The organism is Methanoregula sp., assembly GCF_052325125.1.
GTDB lineage: Archaea > Halobacteriota > Methanomicrobia > Methanomicrobiales > Methanospirillaceae > Methanoregula.
Genome location: NZ_JBKQWO010000048.1, coordinates 76,632 through 93,768 on the forward strand (window position 1 = coordinate 76,632; position 17,137 = coordinate 93,768).

The 17,137-nt window shown below is 54.8% G+C and carries 19 protein-coding genes and 1 tRNA gene; 12 read left to right on the forward strand and 8 right to left on the reverse strand.

What is annotated here, in order from left to right; translation table 11 throughout:
• Position 1 precedes the first annotated feature (1 nt).
• Together albA and ACLQMU_RS10890 are read left to right on the forward strand one after the other, a co-directional pair.
• A complete protein-coding gene (albA, locus tag ACLQMU_RS10885; protein WP_424039982.1) occupies positions 2-274 on the forward strand; it encodes a DNA-binding protein Alba in 273 nt (90 codons plus the stop codon).
• 117 nt (positions 275-391) lie between these two features.
• Positions 392-865 (forward strand): hypothetical protein, encoded by a 474-nt coding sequence (locus tag ACLQMU_RS10890; protein ID WP_422150173.1) that lies wholly within the window; start codon positions 392-394, stop codon positions 863-865.
• 194 nt (positions 866-1,059) lie between these two features.
• Here ACLQMU_RS10890 and ACLQMU_RS10895 read toward each other — a convergent pair whose 3' ends face one another.
• The 4 genes from ACLQMU_RS10895 to ACLQMU_RS10910 form a co-directional block, all read right to left on the reverse strand.
• Positions 1,060-2,193 carry a DUF373 family protein gene (locus tag ACLQMU_RS10895; RefSeq protein ID WP_422150172.1) on the reverse strand — a complete coding sequence of 378 codons (1,134 nt, stop codon included), beginning with the start codon at positions 2,191-2,193 and terminating at the stop codon, positions 1,060-1,062.
• Between the two features lie 72 nt (positions 2,194-2,265).
• Positions 2,266-3,126, reverse strand: coding sequence for a coiled-coil protein (locus ACLQMU_RS10900; protein ID WP_422150171.1), 861 nt, complete (start codon positions 3,124-3,126; stop codon positions 2,266-2,268).
• A 473-nt stretch (positions 3,127-3,599) separates the two neighbouring features.
• Positions 3,600-4,766 (reverse strand): cell division protein FtsZ, encoded by a 1,167-nt coding sequence (ftsZ, locus tag ACLQMU_RS10905; RefSeq protein WP_424040874.1) that lies wholly within the window; start codon positions 4,764-4,766, stop codon positions 3,600-3,602.
• A gap of 10 nt (positions 4,767-4,776) precedes the next feature.
• On the reverse strand, positions 4,777-4,956 hold the full coding sequence (locus ACLQMU_RS10910; RefSeq protein ID WP_422150169.1) for a ribbon-helix-helix domain-containing protein: 180 nt from the start codon (positions 4,954-4,956) through the stop codon (positions 4,777-4,779).
• 196 nt (positions 4,957-5,152) lie between these two features.
• Between ACLQMU_RS10910 and ACLQMU_RS10915 the strand changes: the two genes are divergently transcribed.
• The 3 genes from ACLQMU_RS10915 (at position 5,153) to ACLQMU_RS10925 (ending at position 8,119) form a co-directional block, all read left to right on the forward strand.
• Entirely contained in the window at positions 5,153-6,151 is a 999-nt protein-coding gene (locus ACLQMU_RS10915; protein WP_422150168.1) for a pyridoxal phosphate-dependent aminotransferase, read from the forward strand.
• Positions 6,139-6,789, forward strand: coding sequence for an NTP transferase domain-containing protein (locus ACLQMU_RS10920; protein WP_422150167.1), 651 nt, complete (start codon positions 6,139-6,141; stop codon positions 6,787-6,789). The genes ACLQMU_RS10915 and ACLQMU_RS10920 overlap by 13 nt, the downstream gene beginning before the upstream one ends.
• Before the next feature lie 97 nt (positions 6,790-6,886).
• Complete coding sequence (locus ACLQMU_RS10925; RefSeq protein WP_424039357.1) at positions 6,887-8,119, forward strand: ornithine cyclodeaminase; 1,233 nt, start codon at positions 6,887-6,889, stop codon at positions 8,117-8,119.
• A gap of 466 nt (positions 8,120-8,585) precedes the next feature.
• On the opposite strand, the gene ACLQMU_RS10930 is transcribed toward ACLQMU_RS10925, so the two are convergent.
• Positions 8,586-9,572, reverse strand: a complete 987-nt coding sequence (locus tag ACLQMU_RS10930; protein WP_424039359.1) for an archaeosine biosynthesis radical SAM protein RaSEA — start codon at positions 9,570-9,572, stop codon at positions 8,586-8,588.
• Positions 9,573-9,602: 30 nt separating this feature from the next.
• Between ACLQMU_RS10930 and ACLQMU_RS10935 the strand changes: the two genes are divergently transcribed.
• From ACLQMU_RS10935 to hypE, 5 genes are all read left to right on the forward strand, one after another.
• Positions 9,603-10,688, forward strand: a complete 1,086-nt coding sequence (locus tag ACLQMU_RS10935) for a hypothetical protein (RefSeq protein ID WP_424039361.1) — start codon at positions 9,603-9,605, stop codon at positions 10,686-10,688.
• Between the two features lie 132 nt (positions 10,689-10,820).
• Positions 10,821-10,905, forward strand: a tRNA-Ser gene (locus tag ACLQMU_RS10940).
• A gap of 247 nt (positions 10,906-11,152) precedes the next feature.
• On the forward strand, positions 11,153-11,377 hold the full coding sequence (locus ACLQMU_RS10945) for a HypC/HybG/HupF family hydrogenase formation chaperone (RefSeq protein ID WP_422150163.1): 225 nt from the start codon (positions 11,153-11,155) through the stop codon (positions 11,375-11,377).
• On the forward strand, positions 11,377-11,715 hold the full coding sequence (locus ACLQMU_RS10950) for a hydrogenase maturation nickel metallochaperone HypA/HybF (RefSeq protein ID WP_443673701.1): 339 nt from the start codon (positions 11,377-11,379) through the stop codon (positions 11,713-11,715). The genes ACLQMU_RS10945 and ACLQMU_RS10950 overlap by 1 nt, the downstream gene beginning before the upstream one ends.
• Positions 11,716-12,711 (forward strand): hydrogenase expression/formation protein HypE, encoded by a 996-nt coding sequence (hypE, locus tag ACLQMU_RS10955; protein ID WP_443673702.1) that lies wholly within the window; start codon positions 11,716-11,718, stop codon positions 12,709-12,711.
• A gap of 128 nt (positions 12,712-12,839) precedes the next feature.
• Here the strand turns inward: hypE and ACLQMU_RS10960 are convergent, their stop codons facing one another.
• From ACLQMU_RS10960 to ACLQMU_RS10970, 3 genes are read right to left on the reverse strand one after another with little or no spacing between them, the layout of a single operon-like run.
• Complete coding sequence (locus ACLQMU_RS10960) at positions 12,840-13,397, reverse strand: DUF447 domain-containing protein (RefSeq protein WP_422150160.1); 558 nt, start codon at positions 13,395-13,397, stop codon at positions 12,840-12,842.
• Entirely contained in the window at positions 13,385-14,191 is an 807-nt protein-coding gene (locus ACLQMU_RS10965; protein ID WP_443673703.1) for a triphosphoribosyl-dephospho-CoA synthase, read from the reverse strand. The genes ACLQMU_RS10960 and ACLQMU_RS10965 overlap by 13 nt, the downstream gene beginning before the upstream one ends.
• The gene (locus ACLQMU_RS10970) at positions 14,178-15,317 is read right to left on the reverse strand and encodes a methanogenesis marker 9 domain-containing protein (RefSeq protein ID WP_424040051.1); all 1,140 of its coding nucleotides are present in this window, start codon (positions 15,315-15,317) and stop codon (positions 14,178-14,180) included. Before ACLQMU_RS10970 ends, ACLQMU_RS10965 begins: the two co-directional genes overlap by 14 nt.
• Positions 15,318-15,499: 182 nt before the next feature.
• Here ACLQMU_RS10970 and cfbA point away from each other — a divergent pair, with 182 nt between their 5' ends.
• Together cfbA and cfbE are read left to right on the forward strand one after the other, a co-directional pair.
• The gene (gene cfbA, locus ACLQMU_RS10975; protein WP_422150157.1) at positions 15,500-15,901 is read left to right on the forward strand and encodes a sirohydrochlorin nickelochelatase; all 402 of its coding nucleotides are present in this window, start codon (positions 15,500-15,502) and stop codon (positions 15,899-15,901) included.
• An 8-nt stretch (positions 15,902-15,909) separates the two neighbouring features.
• On the forward strand, positions 15,910-17,136 hold the full coding sequence (gene cfbE, locus ACLQMU_RS10980) for a coenzyme F430 synthase (protein ID WP_424040053.1): 1,227 nt from the start codon (positions 15,910-15,912) through the stop codon (positions 17,134-17,136).
• Position 17,137 lies beyond the last annotated feature (1 nt).

The following is a 17,137-nucleotide window of genomic DNA, read 5'->3' on the forward strand; positions in this document are numbered from 1 at the left end:
GATGAAGGAAAACACCGTGTTTGTGGGAAACAAGCCGGTGATGAATTACGTACTTGCAGTCGTGACACAATTCAACAACGGTGCAGGCGAGGTCGCCATCAAGGCCCGGGGCAAGGCAATCTCCCGGGCGGTCGATACGGCGGAGATCGCCTTAAACAGGTTCCTGGATGGTGTGACAAAAAAGGATATCGTTACCTCAACCGAGGTCATCGATACCGACACCGGCAAGACCAACGTCTCGAGCATCGAGATTATTCTTGCAGCAAAAAAGTAAATTTTTTCAGATCCGTGTTCATTTATTGCAGGTATTATTAGCCTGCGATATGGCGAATATACAGATGCGTATATTAACCGTAAACCATTTAACTGGTGCCTTCAAATTGTTAGTGCTATGGGTGCACGTGCTGCCGCATTTCTCTGTCTCTTTTTCGTAGGACTCATTATTGCGCCGGCAATCGCAGCCAATGATGAACGATACGGCTATATCACCGTCGATTCCGTACAGGTCCAGTTAATGAACGATACGGCACTCGTCGATGTCCATTATTCTGTTGATGAAGGAACGCGACTCATTTTCTTTTTGCTGGGAAAACAGGATCTCAAAAACAAATTGCTGAAAATACTCAATTATAATGATGCCCAGATGCAGCATATTGATCTCACTGATGCCGAGTTTGTAGTAAACCAGGTGGCATACTCATATGGCGACGGGATATACTGGTACCCCGCACACCAGTTCAACGTCGTTATTCCGAAACTGACGGTCATATCGCCTCAGGTTATACGGAATTACACCAATACGAACCTGTTCCCGGATGGAATGGGATATTTTGGGACGTCAACGATAAATGAAACGTCAGCCTGAACAGGTGCCGGGAAAAAGATCTGCAGCCGTTTGCGAACGAATTATTTACCTGTCCTTAATCAGGATTCCGCTTTTTTACGCATTTCCCGGGAACAATTCATATCCCGGCATTATTCCGGTTTTCTCGTAAACCATCGTATTTTTCGGTAAAAAAAAAGCTTTCGATAAAATACTGCAGGCGATCTGATGGAAGATCAGATGGTCTCGATAATGGCTTCTTTCTGTTCTTCGGCCAGTCGTTTCGCAAGGACATACTGCACGAAGACACCGACGATTGCACAGGCAAGCCCGAAGAGTGTCGAGTACATAATATACATGCCGGCGGCTGCAGGTCCTACCGGAAAGTCCGAGACGCTGCTGACGGCGAGGATATAGGTGCTGGCACCGTACAGGATGAGTCCGATTGCTGTTACAAAAAACGGGAAAACGATAACTTTTACAAGATTCTCCCGCTCGTTGATGTAGACGTCAATGATTACACCAAGCGATGTGACCAGACCGGCGACGATCAGCCACATGATTGCCCCATACAGGAAACTCATGACGTACAGGAGGACACCCAAGCTATTGTCGGCTGCATAATAATTCAGGACCGTAAAAAAACCGATGGTAAATCCTATGACAACAAGCACGATGGTGGTCGAGTACGTAACAAAGGAAAATTTACCACGGGACATAGACGCCCGGAGTGCATTAAGAATTCCGTGGATAATTTCATCCAGGCCAAAACCCTTGTAGAGCAGGTACATCCCGATCACCCCGATCACGATAATGGTTGCCGTTCCCGGGTACCCGAGGATAAAGGCGCTTGCGTACAACAGCATGGCAAGGCCAAGGGGAACAAAAACCACTCTCGAAACTTTGGGATCGTCGAGAAGTTTTTTCAGGATATAATACGTCCCCTCCAGGTTGGGCATCTGGCTGACAATCACCCGGCGGATACTCGCCACCGGAATCCTGGACTGGATGATAGGTATGACGTATTCATCTTCTGCGCCGTCAGAGACAAGGATGCAGGAAGTCGGTTGTGTCTTTTTTATGATATCATCGAGAGTCGATGCGATCTTTCGGTCCCCTTCAACCATGTGAAGGTGGTTGCCGGCGATTACTGCAACGATCGCTTCTTCACCTTTAGCGATGAGTTCGTCATAGATTTTTACCGCGGAAAATATTGCATTGACATCGGAGTCTTCCGGGTCGGCAAGGGCAAGCCCGTCAGCAGCTTTCAGGCACTCCTGTCTCCCGATAACCGGGCTTTCGATCTTTGCCTTCCACCCGATATCATCGTCCCGATCTACACTCAGAACAAGAGTCCGGCCTTCAGTCATTCGTATATTAAAATCACCGTAAATCTATTAAATTATACCTACGGTAAGAAAAAAGAATTAACAGGGAGGGGATCAGATGAGTTTTGATCGCTGGAGCAGGAGAATATCGTCCGTCGTAAGTTTTTCCCCGGCCCGGAAGTTTTTGAACAGGTGTTCGGCTTCCTGGCGGACTGCTTTTTGCTCTTTAGTCACTTTGACCTTCTTTGTTTTCTTGCGCAGGCCGGATATGACCTTGTCATAATCGCGCAGTTCTTTCTGGCAGGCAATGAAGAATTTGTGCTCAGCGTCAGCTGATTCCTGTGCTTCGACAAAACTCTTGTGGGCCGCATCAGCAGCCTCGCGTGACTTGTCTGCCTTACGGTAGGATTCGACCATCAGATCGTGATGTTTCTGGGCAAGTTCCGCGAGTTCCGTCACTTTTGCATGAAGATCGGATGCCAGCTTGCGGAAATCCCGGGCAGAGGAAATCTTCGTGCGCATTTCCTTGTTCTGCTCGAGTTCGGCTTCCTGCTCCCTGACCTGGCCTTTCATCTGCTTGATCTTTTCGATAAGCTCGCGCTCTTTGTCGGTAGTAAAGACCTCGGTCTGCTGCCGGTACTCCATGTATTCTATCTGCTTCTGGAGTTCCTTGATACCCCGGTTCTTGAGCGACCCGTGCTCTTTTTTAAAGGCCTCGATATCTTCGAACAGCACATTTGCCTTATCGTTTAATTCGTTACGCTGTCCTTTGAGGTCAAGGACTTCTTGGTTGTACTTATCCCGGAGATCCTTGTTCTTCTGGGCCTCTTCCACAAACTCCCGAGTCTGGTTGTTGAGCGTGTTTCTTTCCCGCGCAGATTTGCTGGCGGCGGCATTGAGCTCGTTTCTTCGGTTCTTGTGCTGTTCAGACTCGGCGAGGATCTTCTTTCGCTTTTCCATTAAGTCATTCAACATGCGGTACCACTCCTCATCCTATCTCCTGTAAGGGATGTGCAGGCACAGTGTCAGAGGCATTAACCAGCAGGAGCACGCGCAAAAGATGCGCATCTCTCCTGTGACCGCTCTGCATACATGATGCAGGGCGAAAAACATCAGAAAAGGATCGTTGCGAAGATTGTTTGCAAGACTTCCAAGAGAAGCCTTTGTTCGACACACGGTTCATGATGTTCAACTCCCGGTACACGGATGACACCCTTGAGGGGTGTCGCCCACCATTCTCCCTCCAGATGATCTGGTCGAATGTACTATATTTTAAAGGCGGGGACTCCTATTAAGCATTTCGCCGGATTCTCTGGCGAGAATTCCGGTAATGCGGGGGAAAGGGGATTTTCAAATAATTCATCGAAAAATGCCCGGTAGCGGTGGCATACTGCCAACGCTCCCGGAACCGGGGTAAATAGTTTTTTATTTGTTGTTGTGCGTGGATCTCATCCGACCCATTCGAGGACGCCGCCACCGCTGGTCTGGTCGCGTGGTGCAACCTTCCGGCTCTGGGGCATCTCGACCTGTTTTGGGCTCGAGCGCTTGACATCCATCTCCTGGACCATGGTCTTGTAGGACTGGCGGGTACCGAGGATCTGGGCGCTCTTGACGCCGGTCATAATGGCGAGGACCCGGATCTTGCCTTCCATGTCGGGCCTGACACGGGCACCCCAGATGACATCTGCGTGGGGATCCAGTTCGTACGTGAGCGAGGTTGCGACCTCTTCTGCATCCTGCAGGGTAAGGTCGGTACCACCGGTGATATGGATCAGGCTGCCGGTTGCGCCGCGGTAATCGATATCAAGCATCGGGTTGCTCAGGCACTCGCGGACGACGCTCTCTGCCTTGTTCTGCTGCTTGCTCTCCCCGACAAGCATGGATGCGACGCCACCCTTGGACATGATCGCCCGGACATCCGCGTAATCGATGTTGATGAGCGAGGGTTCTGTAATGGTCTCGGAAATACCCTTGACCGTTTCACCGATCAGCTGGTCCATGACGGAGAAGGCCTGGCCGAGCGGCAGGTTGGGAACGAAGTTTTTCAGCCTGTTGTTGTCGAGAACAATGACCGAGTCCGCTGATGCGGCAAGCGCTTCAAGTCCTTCCTCTGCACGGATCAACCGGGCCTTCTCGACCTGGAACGGATAGCTGACCATACCGACCACGATTGCGCCCTGCTCCTTTGCAACCTGGGCAACGACCGGGGCGGAACCGGTACCGGTACCTCCACCCATACCGGCGGTGATGAACACAAGGTCTGCGGATTCAAGCAGCGCCTCAAGAGTCGGGCGGGCCATCTCGGCTGCACGCTTACCCACATCGGGATAACCGCCCGCGCCGAGACCACGGGTCAGGGATTTCCCGATAAGGACACGTTTGTCGGCCTGGATCATGTCCAGGTGCTGCTTGTCGGTGTTGATGGCAATCGTTTCCGCACCGGAAACACCCATGTGGTGGATACGGTTTACCGTGTTGTTCCCGCCGCCACCACAGCCGATAATCACAATTCTTGGCTGCCCGAGGAAGTCATCATCCGGTGCATTCGATCCGGACTTGTTTACCTCTTTTTCAAGTTCGGAATTTTTTAACGCATCGTTAATTATGCTCTGCATTTCTACCCTCTCATACCTTGAATGAAACCTGGTCATTATCCTTTAAGACACGGCCCGATCGTTTCTCAACGAGCTCACGGACAGCGGCCCGGACCGCTTCTGAAACATTGGGATACTCGCCCGCGTCCACCATCTGCTGGAGCAGGCTAATCTGTTGTTCGGGTAACCGGAGCGTGATTCGTTGCATCATCGTATCTCCATTTCCGACATATGTCTGCTTTATGTCATTCATATGTCTGACAAGGGGAACTCTTGTGTCTGACTTAACCAGATAAACCAAAATGAAACACAATGATATAAATACCTTCCGATTTGGTTTCGGTCTCTTCTCCAAACGCATTTATGACTTCCCGGCCAAGTATTTTTGAAAAAAAGCGGGCGATTCGATGGCTGTTGATTTCCCAAAACCTGTAGTCCACGGAGGAACCGGAAAGCGACAGCGGGAAAATACAGGTAAAAACCTGCTGGATTTCAGCGCAAGCCTCAATCCCCTGCCCCCCCGGTTTGCATGGAGCTGCGATCCCGCGTACCTTTCATCATATCCGGATAACGAATATACCCGGCTCAAGGAGTGCATAGCGAAGGCATTCCACCGGAATCCTGAAGAGATCTGCGTAGGGAACGGCTCCATCGAGCTTATCCGTGTCTTCTGCTCGGTCGTGCTCTCCGGGAAAAAGACCTATTTTACTGAATCCCCCACGTTCGGGGAGTACGCGCTCTCCGCCCGTCTCGCAGGCGCGGCAGCGGCGGACACATCAAAGGCTGCCACGGTCTCCTTTATCTGTAATCCCAACAACCCGACCGGCGAACTGCGCAGCCGTTCCGGACTGACGGCATGCCTCAGGGATGCATCGTCACACGAAGGTCTGCTCTTTATGGACGAGGCGTTTATCGAACTTGCAGACCCGGCCGAGAGCCTGGTGGATGTGCGCGGGGAACCGCTCTTTGTCCTGCACTCGCTTACCAAGAGTTTTGCTGTTCCCGGTATCCGCTTCGGGTATGGTTTTGGCGAACCGGACCTTATTGAAAAGATCGAGACCGCCCGCCCGCCCTGGAGCGTGAATGCCTATGCAGAAGCGTTCGCCCTTGAGGCATTCCGTCATCTGGATGACCTGAAAAAATCCCGGGACTACATCCGAAAAGAACGGGACTGGCTTTTCTTGCGGATCGGCGAACTCGGGCTTCGGTGCCACCCTTCATCTGCCAATTACCTGCTCGTGGACTGCTTCCGCGATGCGGGACCGCTGTGTGCGAAGCTTGAGACCCACGATATTCTTGTCCGCGACTGCACATCGTTCGGCCTCGCATCCTGTATCCGGGTTGCCGTACGCACACGCGAAGAAAACAAGATGCTCATCGAGGCATTATCCGCATGCGTGCGCTGATCATGTCCGGAGGCGCCGGAAGCCGTCTCAATCTCGGGGAAAAACCACTTATCCTAATAAACAACCGGCCGATGATCCGGTACGTCATCGATGCCTTTTCCGGGGCAGGATGCGAAGTGGTTGTTGCAACGTCGCCCAAAACGCCCATGACCCGGAACTGGTGCCGGGCAAACGGCATCGATTCATACGGTGCAGGAGGGGCGGATTACATTACCGACATGATCGAAACGGTGCAGGCGCTCGAAGAGAAACACCCGCTTTTTGTGAGCGTCTCGGATATTCCCTGCATTGATGCGGAAATCATCACCACGATCCGTCATACGTACCGTGAATCGGGAAAAGACGCCTGTTCCACATGGGTTCCTTCGGATATTGTCAAATCCTGCAGGGGAGGCCTGACCTATCGCACGAAAATCCGGGACATCGAGGCCTGCCCGACCGGACTCAACATCCTGCAGGGAAACCGCATTGCCGAACCGCAGGACGAGCTCCAGCTGGTGCTTGCCGATCCGGGGCTGGCTATCAACGTCAACACCCGCAGGGATCGTACAGCGGCAGAAACATTCCTCAATAAACAACAGAAGGTTACCCTGACCGTGTGTGAAGATCCTACCGGCACGCACCGGAATACTGGTTAACTGACCCCAATCCGTGCCGTTACACCCAAAAAACGGCAGATGCTGCCGTATTTAATACGAATGAATAATAAGGTGCGGGGTCAAATATATCCCTGTTATGGTGGAGTCGCAGGAGATCGAGCTGCAGGGTCACATTATCGACTCGGGCATCATGACCCAGCTCTTCGACCGGGTCATGGACATGGGAGGGAATTTTGAGATCCTTACCTTTGACGTGGGTAAGAAAAAGACCGATCCCAGCTATGCGCGGCTAAAGATCGTGGCGCAGGATAAGGAAAAACTGCGCTCCATCCTGTCGGAGCTCCACCGGCTCGGCGCCCGGTTTCCCCCGGTGCAGTCCGTCCATTACGTTGTGGCGGCCGGGGATCGGAACGCTCCCCGGGGATTCTATACAACGACCAACCACCCGACCCAGGTGAGACTTGCAGACGAATGGGTTCCGGTCGAAGGAATCGAGATGGATTTCCTGATAGTCGTCGATCCTGATAAAAAGCAGGCCCGTTGCGTGCCCCTGGGAAAAATCAGGAAGGGCGATCCTGTTGTTGTCGGTGAAGAAGGCGTGCTGGTGAGTTATCCTGACCGGCCCCGGACGAGCAGCACGTTTGAGTTTATGCACGGCACCGTTTCATCAGAGCGCCCGAGCGAGACCCTGATTGCGCAGATTGCAAAAGAGCTGCTCGAAGTCCACAGGACCGGCGGGAAGATCATCCTTGTGGGAGGTCCCGCAATTATCCACACCGGGGCTGACAAGGCTGTTGCGGAGATGATCCGTAAAGGATACATCAACGTCCTCTTTGCCGGTAATGCACTTGCCACCCATGACGTCGAGTACAATCTCTTCGGGACGTCGCTTGGGATGGATATAAAGACCGGAAGACCGGTGATGGGGGGGCACCGGCACCATATTTACGCGATCAGCGAGATTATGCGGGCCGGCTCCCTGAAAAAAGCGGTCGAGGACGGGGTTCTCACCGGGGGCATCATGTACGAATGCGTGAAGCACAACGTGCCCTTTGTCCTTGCCGGTTCGATCCGCGATGACGGTCCGCTGCCCGACGTGATCCAGGATACGATGGTGGCGCAGGATGAGATGCGCAGGTACATTCCCGGGTGCAAGATGGTGCTGATGGTCGCGACCCTCCTGCACTCGATAGCAGTGGGCAACTGCCTGCCTTCCGGTGTCAAAACCGTCTGCGTGGATATTAATCCCGCATCGGTGACAAAACTGATGGACCGCGGCACGACCCAGGCCATCGGGGTCGTCTCCGATGCCGGGACATTCCTCCCGCTCCTTGCCGAGCAGATCGAAAAACAGAGCCGGAAGAAGTAGGAGATACTTTCTACCACCTCATGGGCTTCCTGCCTTGGGCGGGTCGCATTTATCGTATTTTTTTATGGTGATTATCAACAATCAGCCCCCAACATGGTGAAAAACGTATATTTTCAGTCTGTAGAAAAGCGTTTTCGGGTGTCCTTCTTGCCCCCCTCTTTGCACCAATGCGTCCCCCGAGGGGGACGGGGCGATATGAGCGATTGGCACCAGAACCGGTAATACAGCACTATCGCAAGGGGAGTGCCCAGGCGGCGGGGGCGCAAGCCCCCGAGAGCGAATTTTTCATGCTTTTGAATCTTTTAACTTCAATTTATTGAGTATCGGATTTTCCCATTATCTTTTGGGGGCGGATGCTTTTGCAATTACCTTTTTTTATTTCAGACCCGGGATCCGTTACACCGGAGACCGTTAATTCGGGTTTGTTAAAAAAAGCCGGGCCATACCAGATCTGCTTAAACCATTCTTACCGCGTCAGCGGCATGCAGTACGGCTGCTCGCGGGCGAGCACATATTCCCACTCGCTCTTACAGGGGCAGTCCGTATCCAGAAGCGCCCCGATCAGGTCGCGGTCGGCAGTAAGTGAATAGTCGCGGATACCCCGGGTGATCTCATAGTCGCACGTCCCGCAGTTGTGGGGCCCCCGTTTCTTTCCGCCCCCCAAGGGATCGCAGGTCACCTCGAACGGTGCGTCTTTTAAGAGAGCGAGTACACTCCAGAGATACGGTGGCCGGTACGCCCCCTGACGCCAGTACACTTCAAGTTCGGTCCGTTTCTGTACCGTGCAGGGATTCATCGAGACCATCTCCACATGACCTGCAAGCCCGTCAAACGATAACCGCATGTCAGCGATTGCCTCGGATTCAGTCAGGAAAAGCGGCTTGAAGAGAAGGTATGCCTTCACGCCCGCCCCGGCTCCATGGGCAGCCGCCACGGCCCGGTTAAAATCCACGTACGTGAACCCTTTATTGATGCACTTCTCCCGTATCTGATCGCTCGTGGTCTCAAGACCGATGGCACAGTAGAGCGGGGTTGCATGAGTGCCATTGTCGAGATCTGCGACAAAACCTTCGACAGTGTCAGGTACTATATATTCAGGCCTGCTCTCGGCGATCACGATTTTCCCCCTGAACGCCTGTGCAACCTCTGACCGGAATACGGGCGGCACCTCCTGTGGATCAAAGAAACTTCCCGAGGTGAAGATCTTGATCATAGAAAACTCGTCAAGCGCAAACTGCGATAGTACCCAGCCAAGCTGTGCGTGCAGATGCCGTGCAAGTTCGTCGCATGACTGCGCCTGGTACCTCTCGTGACGGTAACTGCACATCCGGCACCGGGCCCACGAACACCCACCGGACTCAAAAATGATGGTCAGGCATTCGACCGTCCCGCCGTTATACCGCTCTTTCCCCCGCCAGCACGCAAGAGGTTTTTTTAAATTTTCAGAAATCATTAACAGCCTCATAGTTGATCTTGTACATAGATGAAGAAGATCGTCCTGCTGGCACTGGGGATCGTGTTTCTCGCCGGCAGCGTATCGGCATACCAGGTCAATATTTATGCACCTGATACCCTGACCGTAGGTTTGCCCCTGGTGGTGAACGGGACAGCCACCTTCGGCATCGGGACGCCGATAGATGTGGTTCTCTACCAGCAGGTGACTACCAGTACCGAGATCGAGCGCAAGGTTGCCTATATCCAGTCTGATAGCACCTTCCGCGTAATCTTTGATACTACCCTCCTCCCCAAAGGGATCTACAAGGTGGAGGTCCCGGCAAGCGGTACGGGCGATTCCATCAGCATGCGACAGGTCAGGCTCGTCGATCGTTCGGATGAGATCTCCCTGACCTCCCCGACAACCCAGGTGTCCTCCGGCAGGATGTACATCGACGGAAAAATTGGCGTGGATGCAAACTCCGGTGTCCAGATTGAAGTGATCGGGCCGGACAACGGTATCATTTTTGGTCCGAAATACGTGGGTACCGACTCACAGGGAGGGTTTGATGTGACGATCCCCGTCAGCCAGACCGGTGATTATGAAGCAAGTTTTACCGATGATAGCGGATACGTGGGTTCACGGACGATCAGTATCATCGGGGAGAATGAAACAGTTGCGCCGGAAACGACCGCGACGACCGGCACCATCCTGTCTGCCTACGGGAGGTCTTCCCGGGACAACCCGGCCTATTTTATCGTGCAGCCGGCCGGTGACGGACCGGTCACCGTCTCCACATCAGCGTCCGTGGACTGGGTAGTGGAATATGTGGATGCGGACGGGAACCTCCAGACGGTCAATGACCAGGGAGAAAACGCCCCTGAGGTCGTTGTAGTAAACGGTGATGCCAGGCCCCTGTATTTCAAGGTATATCCCTACAAGTATTCGGTCAATGCAGTAGTCTACCTCAACGCGGAGAATGCGGATTCGGTTGAGGTCAGTCCGACAGTACCCGGAGTGTTCGGGACAAACCCGCCACCTGATAAAACAACGACAAAATCCCCGCTTGCGGCTTCAGGCAGCGTGGCTGCCGTATGCCTGGCGGCTGCCTGTATGTACCTGCGCAGACGCTGATTATGCGTGATGCCTTTTTGAGGATTACCTTATCCGACGCCCTCCCTCCCAGGCATAATGGCGAGGACCGGAAAGTCCGGACTTGTAAAGAAGCCTTTTTTATATTTCACGGCCAAAAGAGTAAAAACACATGCCGGGGTAGTCTAGTCCGGTAAGGCGGTGGCCTTGAAAGCCACTGGTGCCCTGCACCTCAAGAGTTCAAATCTCTTCCCCGGCGTTTTGTTATTTTTTTTGTTTTTGTTTTTTGTGATTATCCTGTTCATGGCAGAGACTACGCCTAGATACCGTGACCCGATTGCACCTTTGTGAACCTGCCACAGAGTGACCCCGCGATAAAAATCCAGAGAACTGGACATGATGGGAACAGGCACCACGACAACGGGAAGGGAGTATGGGGCAATATCACTGTTTTTATGAGGGAGGAACACCTACAGAGTATAACCGGATACAGGTGTGAACCATCAATGTGCGTTGCAGTTCCTGCTGAAGTGCTGGAGATCAAGGACGGGAATATCGGGGTCGTGGATTACGGCGACCTCAAACAGGAAGTCCGGCTTGATCTCGTGGATGTCAAGATCGGGGAGTTCGTGCTCGTGCACGTAGGTTTTGCAATCCAGCGTCTTTCCCGTGAGGAGGGGCTTGAGACCCGGGAAATCTTCAGGCAGGTCTATGCCGCGCTGGAGGAGTGATGCACGAATATAGCATCGCTTACGACTTGTACGCAACGGCAAAAAAAGCAGCGTTTGATCACCGGGCCACCCGGGTAAAAAAGATCAGCGTCGATGTGGGAAAGATGGCAATGGTAAATCCCGAACAGGTGATCTTTCTGTTTGATACCATAAAAGAGGACGACCCGCTTTTTTCGGCGGCCGTCCTTGATTGTACCGAGGTGGAACCGGCGACGAAATGTTCCTGCGGCTACGCGGGAAACGAGATCTACATCTGCCCCCGCTGCGGCGCCCTGCCGGAAGTAGTCCGGGGCCGTGAGATTGTCGTAACCAATGTCGAGATCGAGGTGGCGGATTAGATGAAAGTCAACCTGATGCATGGCGCCGGGGGAGAAGTAATGGGCGAGCTCCTGCAGACGCTCACGAAATTCACCCACAACAATGCCGGCGGGATCGGCCTTGAAGCGCTGGATGACGGCGCCGTGATTCCCATCAACGGCACCAATATCGTTTTTACCACCGATTCCCATGTGGTGCGCCCGATCTTTTTCCCGGGGGGGGATATCGGCAGGATTGCGGTCTGCGGCACGGCAAACGACGTTACGATGATGGGCGGGCGTCCCGTGGCACTCTCGTGCGGTATGATCATCGAGGAGGGTTTTGATGTGGCCGACCTGGCACGGATCGTTGCTTCTATGGACGAGGCGCTCGGCGAGGCGGGAGCGTGCCTTGTCACGGGGGACACCAAGGTCGTCGAGAAAGGGGCGCTTGACGGGATTGCCATCAATACCGCCGGGATCGGCGTCGCAAAGACCATCGTAAGGGACAACGGCCTGATGCCCGGGGACGCGATAATCGTCTCGGGAACCCTTGGCGATCACGGTATCGCCATCATGGCCCACCGCGAGGGTTTCGACCTCGGCGAGCAGATCCTGTCCGATGTCGCCCCGCTCTGGGGAATGATGGAACCGGTCCTCGAGGCAGGTACCATCCATGCGATGAAAGATCCAACGCGGGGCGGTTTTGCGAGCGCCATCAACGAGATGGCAAAAAAGAGCCGGGTGCAGGTCAGGATAGAAGAGGATCGCATCCCCATCCGCAGGAATGTAAAAAGCGCGGCCGGGATGCTCGGCATCGACCCGCTCGAAGTGGCAAACGAGGGGAAAGTAGTCATGGGGGTGCCCGCCGCGGATGCGGATGCCATACTTTCAGCGCTCCGTTCGCACAAGTACGGCAAAGATGCCGCGATCATCGGGAAAGTTGTTGCCGGGTCCCATGTGATCATGGAGACCGCGATCGGCGGCGAACGGTTCATCGAACCGCCCATGGGCGACCCGGTGCCCCGGGTGTGCTGAACGGTACCGGTCCCTTCCAGCGATACCTGATTTTTTTATTAAGCCTGTTTACCGGTTGACATACCCCTGCACAGTCTCATGTCCTGAAGATTAAAACGGAACGCAGGGCAGCGATTTTCTTATCCCGCTCACTCCCCGATATACTTCATCAGTATCCCGAGTGCCTCAAGTTCGTGCTTCCCGCCGCACTTCCGGATAATGCCTGCATGGTAGTCAATGAGTTTCTTTAATCCCGGGTCCCGGTTCTCCCGGTACCGGGTTGCATGCACGGTCGCATCGATGATGCTGTTGAACCCCCGGTTCACCGGGTGAACTGCCACCTCTTCAACGATCTCTTTTTCCTGCGTGAGCCGGACCATCATCGCCCCGCCGGTTGTGCGCTCCACTGTTGCAGTGAACGCGACCCAGGCCTCGGCACCGGCAAGCCGGCACATCGTTTTTCCCGCTACCGGTTCTTCCACAAATGCATTGTGGGGGAGATCCTCAAATGCAGTCTTCACATACGCCACAGGATCGTGGACGAGGTTTGCGACCACCCAGCCGTAGCGCTCGATATTTTTCGCAGTGTGGCTGCCGGGAAACAGGATCATGGTTGCCATTTTGTCCCGGTAATGGATACCGATAGGTGCCGCATTGAAATCGGTAGTAGCGATCACTTCGTTGATACCGCCTTTTATGAGTCCCATTCCCAGCCCTCGCCCAGCGCGATGTAGATCGCCGCGATCGTGATATCCGCAATCGAGCCCGGGTTGATGCCCGCATCAATACACTCGGTATCAAATGTTTCGAGCACCCGCCGGCCGGCGAGCACCTCGCGGGCCTTTGCCATGGTCTGCTCAGCGACAGCCCGTCCGTGCTTTTTAATGATGAACGTGTCCGGTTCTGTTGCAAGCAGGGTCAAAAACATCTCGACAATCGCTCCGCGGCCCGGCCCTACCTGGTGGAGGATATCGGCACCGCGCCGGGTCAGCATGAAACCGTTGATCCACTCGCGGGCGACCATATCGTTTGCTGCCGAATGCTGCATCACGTCCAGCAGGTTCATGCTGCGTTCGCGGAGCTCGTCGAGAGCCTGCGGGTCGTTCACGTCCAGCTCGTCGTCCGCGTTCATCCGTACACGGGTAAGCGCAAATGCCTTGTAGAACGCTACCGCATCGGAGACATCGGTTTTCGCGACTGCCTTCTCCGCACCCTCGATACCGCCGCCATACATGAGCGGGACGAGGAGGATAAAGGCACCAAAATGCGTATTGCCCCCCGTGTGCACGTTCGTCTGCCGGACCGCATGACCGATGATCTCGCCGATCCTTCCTTTTCCGGACGCGGCCTCTTCCAGTGCCGGACGGGCGAAGATTACCGATGCCAGGAAATGTTCGAGCCTCGTATCGGAGTAATCATGGCACCGGTCCACGTTTCCGGGCTTGGGGAATGCGCAGACCTCAAGCATCATCGCCAGCTGTGCACGTTCAGCTGCACTCATCAGGTGGGACGTCATGGAACACACGGCTCATTATGGTATCTGATAGCTCACGTTTCCGGCGCATATACTCTTTCTTTGAAATTTTGTCCTGCGCAAGGGTCATATCCCGGAACATGCAGGGAGAGGAGGTCTTGCAGCACCACGCAAGGCTGCCAAAGCAGGTGTTGGGGCCGCATTCAAGCGGCGTACCTTTCACCGCGTCCAGTTTTAACCTGACATACTCCTCTTTCGAGAGCCCGGTGCGCGAGAGCGAGGGTATAAGCGGGCACTCCTTGACCGGCATACAGCAGAACGTGAGCGCCCTGACATCGCCGCCCCGGCAGAGCTGCTTTGGGGAGTTGTACCACCCCTCTTCGTCCGCGTACCGGGTGATGGCCGCATCCAGCCCGGCGAGCGTGCGCTCGTCAGACTGCCTCGCCAGTGAGACGAGATCGGCGCCGTGGGAGAGCATCTCCCGCATCCGGTCAAAAGTAGTGATGGAATTGTTTGCGATGATCAAAAGAGGACAGCTGTTCCGGATCTGCCGGAGTTTTGCCACACCCGTATCCATGAGATCGATATGCAGGATATCGGCCCCGGCTCCCCACAGCGCCCGCACGAGCGCCCGGTCGTCGGCAGCGACCCCGACCCGCATCTTCACCGAGACGGTCACCTCTTTTTCCCTGAGGGCTTTGACAACGGCGACAAGGGCACCGGGATTCTTAAGATAAAACTCCCCGGCACCGGCTGCGACCATAGGCGCCTGCCGGCAGTGTGCGTCAATCTCGTAGACCACCTCGTCCCCGAACGCATCGGCAAGAGCAGCAAAAGAGGCCGGGGAACTGCCCCGCAGGTTGATACCGGTGACGACATCGCTCTTCTTAAGTAAATCGATCTCCGCACGCAGCGCGGCCACCGGATCGTCATACAGGAATTCCCTGCGCTCCCCGCCGGCCGCTATTTCACGCGCTGCATCCATGGTGGGCCGGTCAATTGCGTACCCGCCGATGAACGCAACCCCCGCGTGCGCTTTCCGGTCGAGCACGTACCGGGCATCCACAACCCCTGCCATGGATGCAATGGCTACCGGTGTCCTGACCACGTGATCGTTGACGATAAGGCCGAAGCGCTCGAATGCATCCATCATAAGTTCATATCTTTTGCAGGTCGCACAAGAAATGTCTTTGGATCGGACATCATGATCCTGACAGGGGTGCCTTCAGTCCTTATTGCAAGCGGCATACCGTAGTCATCTGTTGTCATGGAAAGCACCTGCAGGAAGATTGTTTGGTAATAATTTTTAACAATTACCGTAATACTGTTTGTTATATGGTTACTAAGGGAATGTTACTTGTAGGCCATGGCAGCACGATGCCCTACAACAAGGAGCTCATTGAATCGACCGGAAAACTGATTACGGCGCAGACCTCCGAGTTTGTGGTCAAATGCGGTTTTATGAACATCAATAAACCCTCCATCAGGGATGCACTCGCCGAGTTCAGAAAAGAAAATATCGACACGCTTGTGGTCGTCCCTCTTTTTCTTGCAAAAGGCGTCCATATCGAAAAAGACATTCCCTCCGAAATCGGTCTTCCCGAGGGCACGAAGAAAGGTACGTTTGCACTCAACGGAAAATCCATTCCGCTCGTGTACGCAGATCCCATCGGGATCGACCCGCTGCTTGCAGAGCTGATGGTTAAAAACGCCCATAAGGCGCTCACGCTTATCTGAAACGGTATATGCGGATCCTGGTACTCGATACGATCCATGGCGGCTGCGGGATCGGGAGAGCGTTTGCCCGGGCCGGCAATACCGTAGAGATGGTGGACGTGTACCGGGGCACGACGCCGGAAGCGGCAGAACGGGCTGCACTTGAGACATATGATCTCGTTGTGGCTCCGGTGCACCTTGACCCGGCTCACCCGCTGCTTGCCGGACGCAGCGCTTCGGAACCGGTGATATCCCATCACGAAGCGGTGCGGCAGCTGCTGTCCGGCCATGTGCCCCGGCCGATGATCGAGATCACCGGGGCACAGGGAAAGACGACCACGGCCCATGCACTCGCGCACCTGCTGCCCGGCCCCGGGGTCCTGCACACCTCGACCGGGACCTATGCGATGCCAGGCCGGCGGCTGCTCTTTAAAAAAAGCATCACCCCGGCCTCTGTGCTTGAGGCCGCGGAAAAGGCAGCGTCCCTCAATGGCTGGCTTGTCGCTGAAGAGTCTCTCGGGGTGACCGGCGCCGGCGACCTTGCCATCATCACGTCGCCATCCGATTACCGGTGCGCCGCCGGGAAAAAAAGTGCGATTGCAGAAAAGGTCGCATCCGCACAAAAATGCCGGCGTCTCCTGCTTGCTCCCGGTATCCCGGTGGTGGCGCATACTGATGCCGTGCGGCTGGACGATGCCGCACGTGTCTCCGGTACGACATGCACTATTACGCTGGACGGACAGACCGCAGGGTTTACAAGCCCCCTGCTTGCCCGGACCGGGTACCGCATCCCGCTTGCCCTTGCCGGGACGGCTGCCGCGATGCTCGGGTACGATCCCGCCCCGCTCTGTTCCTTTGAAGGGGTGGCGGGAAGGATGTCGGCAAGAAAGCAGGGAAACATTCTTGTCATCGATAATGCAAACAGCGGCACGACGGCAAAAACAACCATCGAGGCTGCCCGGTATGCACGTGCGTGTGCAGGTTCACCCGGGATTACTCTTGTAATCGGGACGGTCACAGGCGATGGCGCAGTCTGCGAAGGGTTTCCGTACGAGCAGATCGTATCTGCAATCGGGACGATCCGGCCCCGCTCGGTTATCTGGGTGGGCGACCCCCCGGAACATGGCAGGGAAACCGGGTCTCCTGCCCCGTGGAAGATCGACGCAGTCTGCCCGACTCTTGAAGAAGCAGAGCGATGCGCTCTTGAAAGAACAAAGACCGGCGCCATCGTGCTTGCGGTCAAGACATGGAGATAAA